This is a genomic window from Streptomyces sp. NPDC047974, from assembly GCF_040653375.1.
Lineage (GTDB): Bacteria > Actinomycetota > Actinomycetes > Streptomycetales > Streptomycetaceae > Streptomyces.
Genome location: NZ_JBEZNU010000014.1, coordinates 192,323 through 207,861 on the forward strand (window position 1 = coordinate 192,323; position 15,539 = coordinate 207,861).

At 73.2% G+C, this 15,539-nt stretch carries 15 protein-coding genes, 1 rRNA gene and 1 pseudogene; 11 read left to right on the forward strand and 6 right to left on the reverse strand.

Annotated elements, in window-relative coordinates; genetic code table 11:
- Positions 1 to 19: 19 nt before the first annotated feature.
- Entirely contained in the window at positions 20 to 847 is an 828-nt protein-coding gene (locus AB0E19_RS21495; protein WP_362182406.1) for a hypothetical protein, read from the reverse strand.
- 85 nt (positions 848 to 932) lie between these two features.
- On the opposite strand from AB0E19_RS21495, the gene AB0E19_RS21500 reads away from it, so the two are divergent.
- Positions 933 to 1,109, forward strand: a complete 177-nt coding sequence (locus AB0E19_RS21500; protein WP_362182466.1) for a hypothetical protein — start codon at positions 933 to 935, stop codon at positions 1,107 to 1,109.
- Here AB0E19_RS21500 and AB0E19_RS21505 read toward each other — a convergent pair.
- The gene (locus AB0E19_RS21505; RefSeq protein ID WP_362182409.1) at positions 1,106 to 1,837 is read right to left on the reverse strand and encodes a phosphatase PAP2 family protein; all 732 of its coding nucleotides are present in this window, start codon (positions 1,835 to 1,837) and stop codon (positions 1,106 to 1,108) included. The genes AB0E19_RS21500 and AB0E19_RS21505 overlap by 4 nt on opposite strands.
- 164 nt (positions 1,838 to 2,001) lie before the next feature.
- Positions 2,002 to 3,042, reverse strand: a complete 1,041-nt coding sequence (locus tag AB0E19_RS21510; RefSeq protein ID WP_362182412.1) for a bifunctional lytic transglycosylase/C40 family peptidase — start codon at positions 3,040 to 3,042, stop codon at positions 2,002 to 2,004.
- 338 nt (positions 3,043 to 3,380) lie between these two features.
- Between AB0E19_RS21510 and AB0E19_RS21515 the strand changes: the two genes are divergently transcribed.
- The 6 genes from AB0E19_RS21515 to AB0E19_RS21540 are packed head-to-tail and all read left to right on the forward strand — an operon-like array spanning position 3,381 to position 10,290.
- The gene (locus tag AB0E19_RS21515; protein WP_030495498.1) at positions 3,381 to 3,689 is read left to right on the forward strand and encodes a hypothetical protein; all 309 of its coding nucleotides are present in this window, start codon (positions 3,381 to 3,383) and stop codon (positions 3,687 to 3,689) included.
- A 52-nt stretch (positions 3,690 to 3,741) separates the two neighbouring features.
- Entirely contained in the window at positions 3,742 to 4,560 is an 819-nt protein-coding gene (locus tag AB0E19_RS21520) for a hypothetical protein (protein ID WP_362182415.1), read from the forward strand.
- Positions 4,550 to 5,884 (forward strand): hypothetical protein, encoded by a 1,335-nt coding sequence (locus tag AB0E19_RS21525; protein ID WP_362182418.1) that lies wholly within the window; start codon positions 4,550 to 4,552, stop codon positions 5,882 to 5,884. The genes AB0E19_RS21520 and AB0E19_RS21525 overlap by 11 nt, the downstream gene beginning before the upstream one ends.
- Positions 5,881 to 7,434 carry an SCO6880 family protein gene (locus AB0E19_RS21530; RefSeq protein WP_362182421.1) on the forward strand — a complete coding sequence of 518 codons (1,554 nt, stop codon included), beginning with the start codon at positions 5,881 to 5,883 and terminating at the stop codon, positions 7,432 to 7,434. The genes AB0E19_RS21525 and AB0E19_RS21530 overlap by 4 nt, the downstream gene beginning before the upstream one ends.
- 20 nt (positions 7,435 to 7,454) lie before the next feature.
- Positions 7,455 to 8,852, forward strand: a complete 1,398-nt coding sequence (locus AB0E19_RS21535; protein WP_362182424.1) for an ATP-binding protein — start codon at positions 7,455 to 7,457, stop codon at positions 8,850 to 8,852.
- 1 nt (position 8,853) lies between these two features.
- Positions 8,854 to 10,290, forward strand: a complete 1,437-nt coding sequence (locus tag AB0E19_RS21540; protein ID WP_362182427.1) for a type VI secretion protein — start codon at positions 8,854 to 8,856, stop codon at positions 10,288 to 10,290.
- Between the two features lie 8 nt (positions 10,291 to 10,298).
- On the opposite strand, the gene AB0E19_RS21545 is transcribed toward AB0E19_RS21540, so the two are convergent.
- Together AB0E19_RS21545 and AB0E19_RS21550 are read right to left on the reverse strand one after the other, a co-directional pair.
- Complete coding sequence (locus tag AB0E19_RS21545) at positions 10,299 to 10,868, reverse strand: GNAT family N-acetyltransferase (RefSeq protein WP_362182463.1); 570 nt, start codon at positions 10,866 to 10,868, stop codon at positions 10,299 to 10,301.
- A 9-nt stretch (positions 10,869 to 10,877) separates the two neighbouring features.
- A pseudogene (locus AB0E19_RS21550) lies at positions 10,878 to 11,423 on the reverse strand (GNAT family N-acetyltransferase); the annotation flags it as partial.
- Positions 11,424 to 11,568: 145 nt separating this feature from the next.
- Between AB0E19_RS21550 and AB0E19_RS21555 the strand changes: the two are divergent.
- The 4 genes from AB0E19_RS21555 to AB0E19_RS21570 are packed head-to-tail and all read left to right on the forward strand — an operon-like array spanning position 11,569 to position 15,194.
- Positions 11,569 to 12,474: an ABC transporter ATP-binding protein gene (locus AB0E19_RS21555; protein ID WP_362182430.1), complete on the forward strand. Its 906-nt coding sequence runs from the start codon at positions 11,569 to 11,571 to the stop codon at positions 12,472 to 12,474.
- The gene (locus AB0E19_RS21560; protein ID WP_362182433.1) at positions 12,471 to 13,253 is read left to right on the forward strand and encodes an ABC transporter permease; all 783 of its coding nucleotides are present in this window, start codon (positions 12,471 to 12,473) and stop codon (positions 13,251 to 13,253) included. Before AB0E19_RS21555 ends, AB0E19_RS21560 begins: the two co-directional genes overlap by 4 nt.
- A 13-nt stretch (positions 13,254 to 13,266) precedes the next feature.
- Positions 13,267 to 14,532, forward strand: coding sequence for a histidine kinase (locus tag AB0E19_RS21565; protein ID WP_362182436.1), 1,266 nt, complete (start codon positions 13,267 to 13,269; stop codon positions 14,530 to 14,532).
- Positions 14,529 to 15,194 carry a response regulator transcription factor gene (locus AB0E19_RS21570; protein ID WP_362182440.1) on the forward strand — a complete coding sequence of 222 codons (666 nt, stop codon included), beginning with the start codon at positions 14,529 to 14,531 and terminating at the stop codon, positions 15,192 to 15,194. Before AB0E19_RS21565 ends, AB0E19_RS21570 begins: the two co-directional genes overlap by 4 nt.
- A 253-nt stretch (positions 15,195 to 15,447) precedes the next feature.
- Here the strand turns inward: AB0E19_RS21570 and rrf are convergent.
- A 5S ribosomal RNA gene (gene rrf, locus AB0E19_RS21575) occupies positions 15,448 to 15,539 on the reverse strand; the annotation flags it as partial.

The following is a 15,539-nucleotide window of genomic DNA, read 5'->3' on the forward strand; positions in this document are numbered from 1 at the left end:
TGCCGATGGTCCGGACCCGTCAGACCTCGACCTTGCCCGCGTAGATGTCCCGCCCGTGCGGCAGCGTCACGAGGACCCGCGTCCCGAAGCCGTACAGGAGGGTCGTCGAGGAGACGGCGACCGTCCGCCCCTGGTTGCTGAAGGTGAACCGGTGGCGGACCTTCCGCAGCCGGCCGTCCCCGTCGAGATACGCCTCGAAGGGCACGGCGTCCGTGGAGAACCCTTTCGCCGCCGCGGTGAGCGCGCCCCGCAGCTGCGGCGCGGCGACCTTCGCGGCCGCCGCGATGTCGGCGACGCCCCGGTAGTGCCGGACCTTCACCCCGGCCAGCTCCGTCTCCCCCACGTACGTGACCTCCCGCGCGCCGCGCAGCAGCTCGGCCGCCGCACCGGGATCGGTGGCCCCGCCGGTGACGAGGTTGCCGTCGTCGAGGGTGGTGGTGTCGACCCGTACCCACTTGTCGGCGGGGACGCCCGCGCCGCGGTTCTTCATGTAGAGGGCGCCGGGGGTGAGGAGCTCGGTGATCGGCCGGTGCGCGCTGGCGCCGGACGCGTCCGTGGGGAGCACCACCCGGAGGTGGCCGGTGCGGCGGCGGAAGTCGTAGCCGCCCTCGCCGCGGATGGTGACCCGGGTGCCGCCGGAGGCCATCTCCATCGCGGTCGACGCCTTGGAGGTGCCCGCCCTGACCAGGGCGTCGGCGGCGCCCCGGACGGTGCCGGCCGGGTCCGGGGCCGGCGCCGGCTCCTCGGGGGCGGCGCAGCCGGTGACCGCCGCGGCGACCAGGGACGCGGTGACGGCGAGCGCCCCGCCGCCGACGCCTCGCGGAAGCCGGTACCGCCGTACCACCATCGCCCGTCGCCCCCCAAAAAAGCCTGGATTCCCGATGCGGATAACGACGGCACGGGCGAGCCGTCACGCGCAGTACGGTGGGGTCGTGCACGAGCTGCCGGCGACCGCCCCGCATCACACGACGACCATGGAGCGCGGCTCCTTCGCGCTGGCCCGCTGCTCCTGCGGCTGGAGCGGCCCTGCCCGCCGCTCCCGCGACCGCGCCCGCACGGACGCCACCGACCACGAGAGGGCGCCGAGCGGCGGGGACGTACCGGCCTAGGCCGCGAGGCCGCGCTCGCCGCGGCCGTCCTCGGCCGGGCCTCCGACGCGGGGTTCCGGGATGCCGACGGCCTCCGGGCGGCCGGCCCCGGCCGTCTCCGCCCGGCGGGAGCGGACCAGCCGGCCGGCGCGGGGCGAGCGGGCGACGGCGGACATCAGCGGCGTGAGCAGCGCGAGCGTCAGCGGGGCGAGGAGCAGGGCGACGGCGGTGCCGAGGGCGAGGCCGCCGAGGACGTCGGTGGGGTAGTGGACGCCCATGTAGACGCGGGCGAAGCCCTCGGCGAGGGCGAGGCCGATGGCGACGAGCCCGAAGCGGCGGTGGGCGACGAAGAGGGCGACGGCGATCGCCATCGCCATCGTGGCGTGGTCGCTGACGAAGGAGTAGTCCGTCTTCCCCCCGACCAGGACCTCCAGGCCGTCGTGGTCCTCGAAGGGGCGGGGGCGCTCGACGAAGCCGCGGATGGGGATGTTGACGAGCAGGGCGATGCCGGCCGCGAGGGGGGCCCAGACGATCCCGGCGACGGCGGAGACGGAGTCGGCGAGGGCGCCGCGCCGACGGACGCTCCACCAGCACCAGAGCGTCACGAGGACCATCGCGAGCATGATCCCGTACTCGCCGGTGAACTCCATGACCCGGTCGAACCACGGGGGAGCGGCCTTCGCCAGCCCGTTGATGTCGTACAGCAGCGCGACATCGGGACTGGAACCGTCCGATGCGAGTTCAGCCATCTGCCGCGGCCCCTTGCTCTCGTGTCGTCGGAGGGGGAACGAACCTGCTGAGGGAGTCGTTCCACCGGACCCGGTTGATCATGATGACGTTACCGAAGAGTGATGCTCCCCCGCAGCTCAGGGCCCGTGCCTGACGGAGAGTCCCGTACCGGCGGACCGTCAGTTCAGGCCTGCCGCCCGGGCGGACGGGTCGGCAGCGCGGCGGCGCCGTCCTCGGTGACCCGGGTGGCCCCGAAGTAGTCGGGCGTGTCGATGCGGTCGAAGCGGATCACCGCCCCGGTGCGCGGCGCGTCGATCATGTAGCCGCCGCCCACATAGATGCCGACATGTCGGATGGCGCGAGAGTTCGTCAGGTCGTCGGAGAAGAAGACGAGGTCGCCGGGGAGCAGCTCCTCCCGGCTCGGGTGCGGACCCGCGTTGTACTGGTCGTTGGCGACGCGCGGCAGCGTGATGCCCACCGCGTCGTACGCGGCCTGGGTCAGGCCCGAGCAGTCGAAGCGCCCGCCCTGCGCGGCCGTGCCGGTGCCGCCCCACAGATAGGGGGTGCCCAGCTTGCCCTGCGCGTAGTGGATGGCGCCGGCCGCCTGCTGCGAGGGGGCGATCCGGCCCTGCGGCCGGGCGAAGCTCTTCTCCAGCGAGCGGATGATCCGCACGTAGTTCCGCGTCTCCTTGTACGGCGGGACGCCCCCGTACTTGATGACCGCGTAGGCGCCGGCGTTGTACGCCGCCAGCATGTTGCTCGCCGGGTCGCCCGGCACGTCCTTCACGTACCCCGCCAGTGAGCAGTCGTACGAGGCGGCCGACGGGATCGCGTCCTTCGGGTCCCAGATGTCCCGGTCGCCGTCGCCGTCGCCGTCGACCCCGTGGCTCGCCCACGTGCCGGGGATGAACTGGGCGATGCCCCGCGCGTCGGCCGGCGACACCGCCCGCGGGTTCCAGCCGCTCTCCTGGTACAGCTGCGCCGCGAGGAGCGCCGGGTTGATGGCCGGGCAGAGGTTGCCCCACTTCTGCACCAGCCCCTGGTACATCGCCGGCACCGAGCCCTTGGCCAGCGCCACCGTGCCCGTCGCCGCCGTGCCCGCGCCGCCGAGGATGCCGGCGGCCGCCGCGTACGTACCGACCAGCAGCAGGGCCAGGAAGCCGGCGCAGAGCCCGAAGGCCCCGCCGGTCAGCAGCCACGCCTTGCCCGCCCTACGCACCGTCAACCACCCCTCGGCTCCTGGCAGTACGCCCCGGGCGCCAGTCTAGGCGGGGTCCCCCCACCCGGAAACGGTGCCCGCCCGACGCGGCCCCAAGAGTGCAACAACGACAATCATTGCCCGGAGTCACCCTCCGTGATACACAGAGTGACCATACGCGTCTTTGCATGGAATCCGGCCGCACCACCGCAGGTCAAGACGGTCAGACCGGTCAAGTGTGCGGGGATCGGGTAAAGAGAGCCGCCAAGCAGTCACACGCGAGCGGTTTCATCAGCGAAGATAGTGGCGATGACCCATGCCGTCCGGCAGGGGTGACCAACGACCCGACAGGGGCGGTGAGTTCTATGTACCTGGCGGCCGAGAAGGGCGACATCACCACCATCATCGGTGGAATCGCCCCGAACTGGGGCCCTTTCGGGAGCCTCGGCGCCGAAGCGAAGATCATGATCGAGGTCGTGATGGCGGTGGCCATCCTGCTCTGCCTCGGCATCGCCATCTGGGGAGCGGCCAAACAGCGCATCGGCGCGACGGCGCTCCGCGACACCTTCAGCGCGGAACAGGGCAAGGGCCTGATCGTCGCCGGCCTCACCGGCGTCTTCATCATCGGCTCCCTGGGGACGCTCTTCACCATCGTCTACGGAATGGCGATCTGACCGCGCGTCACCAGCGGTCCCACCCACGAACGAACGAGGGGGCGTACCCGGCATGAGTCCCGGCGACGAGCACGACGGCTACGGCGGCTCGGGCCAGACCCGTACCCGCCTGCCCGAGGGCAACACCGGTGACGTCCACGGCGGCCCCCGGCGCACCGCCCGGGGCTCCCGCTCCCTGCTCATGGGCGTGGGCGTCGTGGTGCTGCTCGTCGCCGCGATCGCCTTCGCCAACCGCGGCGGCGAGCCGTCGGACCCGCCCGCCTCCTCCGGCACCCCCGGCAAGTCCGCCACCGCCCCCACCGGCACCCGCCCCGTCCCCCACACCAACGGCACGGTCCCCACGGGCCACGCCCACGACGAACAGGGCGCCCAGTCGGCCGCCGCGAACTTCGCAACGGCCCTGGGCTCCCCGGACATGTACCAGAAGGGGCCCCGCGAGGCCCTCGTCCGCGCGGTCTACGCCCCCGAGGTCGTCGACGACCTCCTGAAGCGCCTCGACACCTCGTACTCCCCCGAACTCCTGGCGAACACCGGCCTCGAAGCGAACGGGACCGCGCCCAGCGGCCTCACCTTCGTGGCCCGCGCCGTACCGATCGGCACCAAGGTCACCGAGTACTCCGAGGACAAGGCCACCGTCGAGGTCTGGTACGTCAACCTCACCGGCCTCGCGGGCGAGGGCTCCACCAAGCCGGTCACCTCCGCCTGGTTCACCAGCACCCAGAAACTCGGCTGGACCGCGCAGGGCTGGCGCCTCACCTCGACGGACGAACACGAGGGACCGACACCGGTCAACGGGGACGGCCGCGCCTCCGTCGCGGAGGAGATCGCCGAGGCCGTCGAGCAGTTCGGAGGGTTCACCTATGCCCGCTAGCAGCAGCCGGGCGGGACGCGTCAAGGCGACGCTCGCCACCACGCTCCTCACCCTCCCCGTCCTCCTCGCCTCCACCGCCCACGCGGCGCCCACGCCGACGCCCACCGCGCCCACTCCGTCGCCCACGCCCACCAACAACGACTGCAGCCTCCTCTTCGGCCAGGCGCGCCGGATCTGCGAGCGCGGCCAGGCCGACGGCGGGACCGGTGGCACCGGCGGCACGGGCGACGCCCCCGCCGGCGCCCTCGACCCCCTCACCTCCCTCGCCCGCGGCTGCGCCGACGCCGCCGTCGCCGTCGTCGACTACCTCTCGAAGGCCGTGAAGGAGACCGCCGAGGTCGACTTCACGAACACCGAGTTCCTCTCCCGGTACGCCGTCGTCTTCGCCGCCGCCACCTTCCTCACCGTCCTCCTCTGGCTGCTCGCCGTCGCCAAGCGCGCCATGCGCGGCGTGCCGCTCACCACCGCGCTCTCCGAGGCCGTCGGCTTCCTCTGGCTGACCGTCCTCGCCTCCGCCTTCACCCCGCTGATCCTCTACACCGTCGTCAACGCCACCGACGCCGTCACCGAGGTCATCGCCTCCGGCACCGGCCAGCAGACCGACGTGTTCTTCGGCGCGTTCAAGCAGGCCCTCCAGAAGGGCGACTCCATCAGCGGCGGACCGATCATGCTGATCATCGTCAGCCTGGTCACCGTCCTCGCCGCCGGCGTCCTCTACCTGGAGCTCTTCCTCCGCGCCGTGCTCCTCTACGTCGGCGCCCTCCTCGGCGTCGTCGTCTACTCCGGCCTCGTCGACAAGAACATGTGGGGCCACGTCCGCCGCTGGGCCGGCATCATGATCGCCGTCATCCTGGTCAAGCCGATCATCGTGATCGTCCTCGGCCTCGCCGGCGCCCTCTCCTCCGGCACCGGCCCCGACTCCTTCTCCGCCGTCGTCTCCGGCCTCGCGATCATCCTCCTGGCGATCTTCTCCTCCGCGATGATCTACCGCTTCGTCCCCGGCTTCGGCGACGAGATCGTCGCCTCCCGCAACAACCGCCTCCACCGCGCCGGCGAGAACGCGGCCGCCGCCGTCATCTCCTCCCCCGCCTCCCTCGTCTCCCAGGGCATCAAGACCCACAGCACCCGCGACAACGGCGGGGCCGGCGGCGGCCAGGGCTCCTCCTCCGCCCCCCGCCCCGCGAACCAGCTCTCCGGCGGCGTCGCCGCCCACAGCAGCCGCACCTCCCAGGGCAACAGCTCCACGCCCCCGCCCCGTAGCAGCAGCCCCACCGCGGGCACCCCGCACAGCAACCGCAAGAACTCTGGAGGTGCAGGGCGTTGACGACCCAGTCCCAGCCGGTCACGCCCCGCCGCACGTATCTCATCGGCCGCGCCCGGCCGAACGCGATCGTCGGCAAGAACCGCGAGACCGGCGAGATCGCCCTGATCGTCGTCGGCGCCTTCCTCGGCATGATGAGCGGACTCCTCGTCCCCCTCCTCCCCCTGCGGATCGCGCTCCTCGCCGGCCTGCCCATGCTCGCCATCGCCGCCGTGTACCTGCCGTACAAGCAGCGCACGTTCTACAAGTGGTTCGAGATCAACCGCAGCTACAAGCGGATGCTCAAGCGCGGCACCGCCTACCGCTCCACCGCCGTCGAGGCCGGCACCCGCCTCGACGGCCGCGAGGTCGAGGTCGGCCCGCCCCCGGGCATCGGCCGCGTCAGCTGGCTCTCCGCCCCCTTCGGCCCCGACGAGATCGCCGTCCTCCTCCACGCGGACCGCCGCACCGTCACCGCCGCCATCGAGATCGAGGGACCCGGCGTCGGCCTGCGCGACTCCGAGGACCAGGAGGCCCTGGTCGACCGCTTCGGCACCCTCCTCAAGCACGTCGCCAACGGCGACGGCTTCGTCACCCGCCTCCAGATGCTCGCCCGCACCCTCCCCGCCGACCCCGACGCCCACGCCAAGGACGTCGCCCAGCGCGGCGACCCGACCGCGCCCGCCTGGCTCCAGGAGTCGTACGACCAGCTCCAGTCCATGGTCTCCACCTCCAGCGAGCAGCACCGCGCCTACCTCGTCGCCTGCATGCACTACACGCGCGACCTCGCCGCCGAGGCCAACGCCATGGCCCACGCCACCCGGCACGCCACCGGCGCCCGCCGCCTCGACCGCGACGGCGGGCTCGCCGTCGTCATGGCCCGCGAGCTCACCGACATCTGCGCCCGCCTCACCGAGGCCGACATCCGGGTCCGCCAGCCCCTCGGCCAGTCCCGGCTCGCCTCCCTGGTCCACTCCATGTACGACCCGGACCACCCGATCGACCACATCCAGGCCATGACGAAACGAAACGCTTGGCCCGCCGAACTCGACGCCATGGAGTCCACCTACCTCCAGGCCAAGACCCGCGAGTCCTCCACCCGCGCCCCCTGGTGCCACGCCACCGCCTGGGTCAAGGAGTGGCCGATGACCCCGGTCGGCGTGAACTTCCTCGCCCCGCTCCTCGTCCACACCCCCGACGTCATCCGCACCGTCGCCGTCACCATGGACCTGGAGCCCACCGAGATCGCCATCGAGCGCATGCTCACCGAGAAGACCAACGACGAGGCCGAGGCCTCCCGCCAGGCCAAGATGAACCGCACCGTCGACCCCCGCGACATCGCCGCCCACGGCCGGCTCGACCAGCGGGGTGAAGATCTCGCCAGCGGCGCGGCAGGCGTCAACCTCGTCGGGTACATCACCGTATCGGCGCGCTCGCCCGAGGCCCTGGCCCGCGACAAGCGCACGATCAGGGCCTCCGCCGGCAAGTCCTACCTGAAGCTGGAGTGGTGCGACCGCGAGCACCACCGGGCCTTTGTGAACACCCTGCCGTTCGCGACCGGCATCCGCCGCTAAGGCCGAAGGGGCACCGACCGATGCGAGATCCGCTGTCCGTCCTCACCGAAGCCTTCACCTCCTTCGTCCTCGGGAAGGTGGAGACCACCCGCCTGCCCGTGCGCACCTCCACCGGGCAGGCCCAGGCCGTCTACCTGCCGACCGCCGCCCCCGGGCTCGGCGACTCCGGCGTGATCATCGGCCGCGAGGTCTACAGCGGCAAGGGCTACGTCTACGACCCCTTCCAGCTGTACGGACAGCAGCTCCCCGCCCCCCACTGGCTCGTCCTCGGCGAGTCCGGCAACGGCAAGTCGGCCCTGGAGAAGACGTACGTGCTCCGCCAGCTCCGCTTCCGCGACCGGCAGGTCGTCGTCCTCGACGCCCAGGGCGAGGACGGCGTCGGCGAGTGGAACCTCATCGCCCAGGAGCTGGGGATAACCCCCATCCGCCTGGACCCCATGGTCGCCAACGACGCCGGGATCCGCCTCAACCCGCTCGACCCCGCCATCACCACCACCGGCCAGCTCGCCCTGCTGCGCACCATCATCGAGGTGGCGATGGGCCACGGCCTCGACGAGCGCTCCGGCTTCGCCCTCAAGGTCGCCCACGCCCACGTCAACGAGCACATCAGCGAACGGCAGCCGATCCTCACCGACATCGTCGAGCGCCTGCGCCACCCCGAGGCCGAATCGGCGGAGGCGATGAACGTCGACATAGACGACGTACGGGCCTGGGGCCTGGACGTCGCCCTGGTGCTCGACCGGCTCGTCGACGGCGACCTGCGCGGCATGTTCGACGGCCCCACCACCGTCGGCATCGACCTCGACGCGCCCCTGATCGTCTTCGACCTCTCCCACATCGACCGCAACTCCATCGCCATGCCCATCCTCATGGCGATCGTCGGCGTGTGGCTGGAACACACCTGGATCCGCCCCGACCGGAAGAAGCGCATCTTCCTCGTCGAGGAGGCCTGGCACATCATCAACAGCCCCTTCGTGGCCCAGCTGTTCCAGCGCCTGCTCAAGTTCGGCCGCCGCCTCGGCCTGAGTTTCGTCGCGGTCGTCCACCACCTCTCCGACGTCGTCGACGGAGCGGCCGCCAAGGAGGCCGCGGCGATCCTCAAGATGGCCTCCACCCGGACCGTCTACGCCCAGAAGGCCGACGAGGCCCGCCACACCGGCGGGGTCCTCGGCCTGCCCCGCTGGGCCGTCGAGATCATCCCGACCCTCACCCCCGGCATCGCCGTCTGGGACGTCAACGGCAACGTGCAGGTGGTCAAACACCTCATCACCGAACGGGAGCGCCCGCTCGTCTACACCGACCGCGCCATGACCGAGTCCTCCGGCCCCGCCGACCCCGACCTGGAGTGGGAGACCGAGCAGCGCGCGCTGATGATGGAGCGACAGCTGGACGACAGTTCCCAGTCGACGGTGGCGTGACGTGACGGAGGCACGGCAGAAGCAGGGCGGCGGCGTCTCCGACGGCTTCCTGATCGGGCTCTTCGCCCTGATCCTCGGCCTCTCCCTGCTCGTCTGGTCCGCGACCGGCCTGGCGGGCCTCCTCGCGCACGGCGCCTGGCCCGACGGGGTGCGGCTCACCAGCACCCCGCCGGCCCTCCGCGCCCTCGCGACCGCCCCCACCGACCTCCAGGCCGCGTGGCCGGACACCCCGCCCGGCCAGCTCTCCGGCTACGGCCTCTTCTGGGGCCTGGTCATCGGCCAGGCGATGGTCCTCGCCGTCCTCGCCGTCTTCCTCCTCGGCACCTACGCCCGCTGGCGCGCCGTCCGCGCGCACCGCAAGGCGGGCCCGTACGCCGGGACTTCCGCCCCCGTACGGGAAGAGCCCGAGCCCGAGCCCGTCGCCATACGGGAGAAGCCCGAGCCCGCCCCCGAGCCCGCCCCCGTCCCCGTCCCCGTCCCCATACAGAAGACCGCACCGCCGGAACGGCCCCGGCCCTCCGGCGGCACGGTCTACGGCCCGCCCGACACCCGCCGCCCCCTGGCCGTCCAGGCGATCCACGACGCCGAGGGCCCGGTCCTCGTCGTCACCTCCGACCCCACCGTCTGGTCCGACACCAAGGACGTCCGCGGCAAGCTCGGCCCGGTCCTCGTCTACGACCCCGGCCACCTCTGCGACACCCCGGCCCGCCTCCACTGGTCACCCGCCGAGGGCTGCGCCGAGCCCGACACCGCCCAGGCCCGCGCCGCCGCCCTCCTCGCCCCGGTCCGCCCGCACGCCCGGCTCGACGCGGCCACCGCCACCACCGCCGAAACGCTCCTGCGCTGCTGGCTGCACGCCGCCGCCGTCGACGGCCGCCCCTTCCGCCAGGTCCACCGCTGGGCCCAGGGCACCGACGCCCACGAGCCCGTACGCATCCTCCGCGGCCACCCCAAGGCCGCGTCCGGCCTCGCCGGACTCCTCGAAGCGGCGCTCACCGCCCACCCCGACACCCGGCGCATGGCCCAGGAACTGACGGCCCGGGCCTTCTCCGCCTTCTCCTCGGTCCACATCCGCGAGGCCTGCACCCCGAATCGAACGGATTCGCTGGCCCTGGCATCTTTCCTCGCCGAAGGGGGCACCCTCTACGTGGTGGGCGAGGCGATCGAGGACCCGCGCACCCACCCGGGCGCGATGCCCCTCCTCACCGCGCTCGCGTCGCACGTGGTCGAGCACGGCCGCCGCATGGCCGCACGGTCATCCGACGGTCGGCTCGACCCACCACTCACCCTGGTCCTCGACGACGTCGCCGCCGTCGCCCCGCTCCCGGAGCTCCCGGCCCTCGTCGCCGACGGCCCCCGGCAGGGCCTCCCCACCCTGGCCCTGATGCGCTCCCCGGAACAGTCCCGGACCCGCTGGCCCGAGCACTCACTCCACTGACCGGACGGTCACGGCCGCCGCAGCACGTACTCCAGATCGTGGAGCTCGCCCGAGCCGACCGTGTCCGCCCGGCCCCCCGTCGCCACGAACCCGAGACGCCGGTACGCGGCCGCCGCCCGGACGTTGTCCTCGTGGACGTACAGCCGCGCCCGCTCGACGCCCGCGTCCAGCGCCCACGCCCACTCCAGGACCGTGGCGAACAGCGCGTCCACCAAGCCGCTCCCGCGCGCCTCGGGACGGACGTACACCCCCACCACATCGACCTGAGGCACCGTCACCTCGTCGCCGAACAGGCTCTTCCCGTCCTCGGGCAGCTCCACGAACACCGTCACCGTGCCCGCCCAGCGCCCGTCCGGCCCCTCGGCCACGAACTGCCGGATCCGGGTGCCGCCGTCCTCCGAACCGCCCTCGGCCCGCTCCTGCCAGAAGCCGTCCGGACGGGCCGCCGCCTCCTCGTACGACTCCACGAAGGCGAGCGGCGCCAGCGGGTCCCGCAGCGCCGCGAGGCGCAGCTCGCGCACCCGCTCCCACTCCGCGGAACGGATCGCCCGGAGCACGTACCCGCCGTGCCGGGCCACCGACGGCCGCCGAGGCAGCTCGTACTCGTCCTCGTACGCACCCGTGCCCCCCGGCACCGGGACCCGCTCACCCGACGGCACGAAGCCGAAGCGACGGTAGAAGGCGGCGGCGCGGGCGTTCCCCTCGTGCACGTACAGCCGGACGCGCCGGATCCCCTCCACCGTCCACGACCACTCCACGGCCGCCCGGAACAGCGCGTCGACCACCCCGGCGCCGCGCGCCTCCGGCCGGACGTAGACGCCCACCAGATGCGTCTGGTCGACCTTCGCCGGCTCCCCGAAGCGCACCTCGTCCGCGGGCCTCTCGACGAGCGCCGTCACGCTCCCCAGCCACCGCCCGTCGGGCGCCTCGGCGACGAACTGCCGCACCCGCCCCTCGCCGGTCGTCGAGGCGCTCGCCGTCCGCTCCTGCCAGAAGTCGTCCGGACGCGCGGCCGCGTCCTCGTGGGTCTCCAGGAAGGCGAGGTGCGCGACGGGGTCGAGGAGCGCGGCGAGCCGCAGCTCACGCGCCTTCTCCCACTCGTCGGCCAGGACGGTACGGATCGTGAGGTTCATGCGGCATCCTGACCCGCGACCGCCCCCGCCGACAAGGGGAATTCGCAGCTCAGCGCCGTGCGTGGTACCCCGGTACCACACCGCCCGGCCCGCTGCCGACCACGGTCGGACGCCCGCGCCCCGCCCGCTCCCTAGCGTCGAAGCCATGATCCGAGCAGAGCGACTCACCAAGCGGTACGGCGACCGCACCGTCGTCCGGGACCTCTCCTTCACCGTCCGCCCCGGCACCGTCACCGGCTTCCTCGGCCCCAACGGCGCCGGGAAGTCCACCACCCTGCGCATGATCCTCGGCCTCGACGCCCCCACCCGCGGCACCGCGACCGTCGACGGCCGCGCCTACGCCGGCCACCCCGCGCCGCTCGGCCGGGTCGGCGCCCTCCTCGACGCCCGCTCCTTCCACCCCGGCCGCACCGCCTTCCACCACCTCATGGCCCTCGCCCACACCCACGGCATCCCGCGGACCCGCGTCGAACACGTCCTCGGCGTCACCGGCCTCACCGAGGTCGCCGGCCGCCGCGTGAAGGGCTTCTCGCTCGGCATGGGCCAGCGCCTCGGCATCGCCGCCGCCCTCCTCGGCGATCCGGCCGCCGTCGTCCTCGACGAGCCCGTCAACGGCCTCGACCCGGAGGGCGTCCGCTGGGTCCGCACCCTCCTGCGGGACCTCGCCGCCGAAGGCCGCACGGTCCTCGTCTCCTCCCATCTGATGAGCGAGACGGCCCTGACCGCCGACCGCCTCGTGATCATCGGCAAGGGCCGGTTGCTCGCCGACACCACCGTCGCCGAGCTCGTACGCGACGCGGGCACGGCCTCCGTCCTCGTCGTCACTCCCGACGCCGACCGCCTCCGCACCCTCCTCCCCGCCCCCGCCCACACCACCGACGAGGGCCCCGGCACCCTCCGGGTCACCGGCCTCGACGCGCCCGCGATCGGGCGGATCGCCGCCGCCCACGCCGTCGAACTCCACGCCCTCACCCCCGAGACCGCCTCCCTGGAGCAGGCGTTCATGGACCTCACGCACGACTCCGTCGAGTACCAGGGAGCAGCCGCATGACCACCATCACCAGCCCGTACGGGATCACCCCGGCCCGCGTGCTCCGCTCCGAATGGCACAAGCTGTGGACGCTCCGCTCGACCTGGAGCACGATCGTCCCGGCGGTCGTCCTCGTCCTCGGCGTCGGCGTCCTCATGGGCTCCACGTACACCTCCGACGGCGGCGACTCGGACGTCGACACCGTCGTCCTCACCCTCTTCGGCTCGCAGCTCGGCGGCGTCTGCCTCGCCGTCCTCGGCATCCTGGTCACCGCCGGCGAGTACTCCACGGGCCTGGCCCGCGCCACCTTCACCGCCGTCCCCGGCCGCCTCCCCGTCCTGTGGGCGAAGGCCGCGGTCCTCGGCGCCACGGTCTTCGCCCTCTGCCTGACGACCAACCTGACGACCTTCCTCACCGCCCAGGTCTTCCTCGACGACACCGACCAGGCCGCCGCACTGGGCGACGACGGCGTCCTCGGCGCCCTCGCCGGCAACGCCGCCGGCCTCACCCTGCTCTCGCTCCTCGCCCTCGGCCTGGGTGCCGCGCTCCGCTCCGTGCCCGGCGCGCTCGGCGCGTTCATCGGCGGCGTCCTCGTCCTCCCCGAGGTCATCGGGATGCTCCCGTACGACGCCGTCGACACCGCCCTGCGGTACTTCCCCACCCAGGCCGCCGGCGTACTCGGCTCCGCGACCCCGCTCCCGGACGCCCCCTCGGCCGGAGCCGCCCTGCTCGCCCTCGTCCTGTGGACGGCGGCGGCGCTCGCGCTGCCCGCACTGTTGCTCCGCCGCCGGGACGTATGAGGATGATGGCCGGATGACGACGGAGACGACGGCGCCCATGGCGAGGACGGAGACGCCGGAGCCGACGGCGCCCAGCCGGTGGACGCACCAGCTCTTCACCCGCGTCCGGGCGGCCGACGCGGCCCACCCCTGGCTCTGGGACGGCGCCCTCACCTCCTTCTGGACGGTCGCGGCCCTGGTCGACGCGACGGGCGGCTGGCGGAACGTCGCCCGGGACCCGTCCCTCCCCGCCCCCCTGATCGTCGCCCTCAGCCTCGCCCTCGCGCTCCCCCTGTACGCCCGCCGCAGCCGGCCCACCACGGTCCTCGTGGTGATGGCGGCGGCGGCCCTCGTCAGCGAGGCGTCCGGCGCCTTCCTCCAGGCCGCGTTCCTCCAGGTCTTCCCGCTGTTCCACATCGCCCTGACCCGCCCCCCACGCCGCCTCCTGTGGGCGTTCGGACTGCTCCTGGTCCCGCTCCTGACCGGCGCGCTCCGCTTCGACGGCGCCGAGTGGCACATCCACGTCACCTCGGCCCTGTGGGCGTACGTCTTCGTCGCCCTGACCGGCATCACGGTCCGCTCCCGCCGCGACCACACCGCGAGCCTCGTCGACCGGGCCCGCCGCCTGGAGATCGAGCGCGACCAGGAGGTGCGCCTCGCGGCCGCCGCCGAACGGGCCAGGATCGCGCGGGAGATGCACGACATCATCGGCCACAACCTCTCGGTCATCACGGGCCTCGCGGACGGCGGCCGGTACGCGGCGGCCAAGAGTCCCGAGCGGGCCGCCCAGGCCCTGGACGCCATCGGCACGACGAGCCGCCAGGCCCTCGACGAACTCCGCCGCCTCCTGGGCGTCCTGTCCGCTCCGGACGACACCGCCCCGTCGGCGGCCCGCGCCCCCCAGCCGACCCTGGAGGACCTGGGCCCCCTCCTGGAGGGCGTACGCAAGGCGGGCCTGCCGGTCGCGGCGGACCTCCCCGGCTCCCTCCCGCCGCTGCCCCCGGGCGCCCAGCTGACGGTCTACCGCGTGGTCCAGGAGTCGCTGACGAACACCCTCAAGCACGCGGGCAGGGGGGCCACGGCCGCCGTCCGCCTCGTGTCCACCCCCGACGGGCTCCTGGTCACGGTCACCGACACCGGCACCGCAACCGCCGCCCCCGGGCAGGGCCAGGGCCTCACAGGAATGCGCGAGCGCGCGGCCCTCTACGACGGCACACTCGACAGCGGCCCCCTGCCGGACGGCACCGGCTGGCAGGTGCGCCTCCGTATCCCCACCACCCCGGAGGAGGACCGCTCGTGACGACGGTTCTGATCGCCGACGACCAGCCGATGCAGCGCTTCGGCTTCCGCATGCTCCTGGAGAGCCAGGACGACATGACGGTCGTCGGCGAGGCCGCGAACGGCACCGAGGCCGTCCGCCAGGTCGCCGCCCACCATCCGGACGTGGTCCTGATGGACATCCGCATGCCGGGCCTGGACGGCATCGAGGCCACCCGCCGGATCATCGCCGCGGGCGCCCGCACCCGCGTCCTCATCATCACCACCTTCGACCTGGACGAGTACGCCTACGAAGGACTGCGCGCCGGCGCGAGCGGCTTCCTGGTGAAGGACGCCCAGCCCGAGGAACTCCTCGCGGGCGTCCGCGCGGTGGCCGCCGGCGACGCGGTGGTCGCCCCCAGCCTCACCCGCCGCCTCCTGGACACCTACATCCACCACCTGCCCCCGCCCTCCCGCGCCGTCGCCCCCGAGGACCCCCGCCTGACCGCCCTGACGGACCGCGAACGCGAGATCCTCACGGTCATCGGCCAGGGCTGGACCAACACGGAGATCGCCGAACGCCTCCACCTCGCCGAATCCACGGTGAAGACCCACGTGGGACGCGTCCTGGCGAAGACGGGCGCGAGGGACCGCATCCAGGCGGTGATCCTGGCCTACGACACGGGCCTGGCGAAACCGGCCTGAGGCACCGCCCCGGCTGCCGGGCGAACAGCCCGGTCGACGACGGGCCGATGCGGTACTCGACGCCGGAACCACAGGAGTGAGGTGTCCACCGCCCTGGAGCCACTCCTCGATCACCCTCAGGACGTGCCTTGCCCCGGCCCCGAAGCGATGGCCGCCGCGGCCTTCGCGGAGGCCCCTGCCCCCTTCGACTGAACCGCCCCGGAAACGCAGAAAAGCCCCGCACCATAAGGTGCGGGGCTTTCCCACAATGATTGTTCGGCGGCGTCCTACTCTCCCACAGGGTCCCCCCTGCAGTACCATCGGCGCTGAAAGGCTTAGCTTCCGGGTTCGGAATGTAACCGGGCG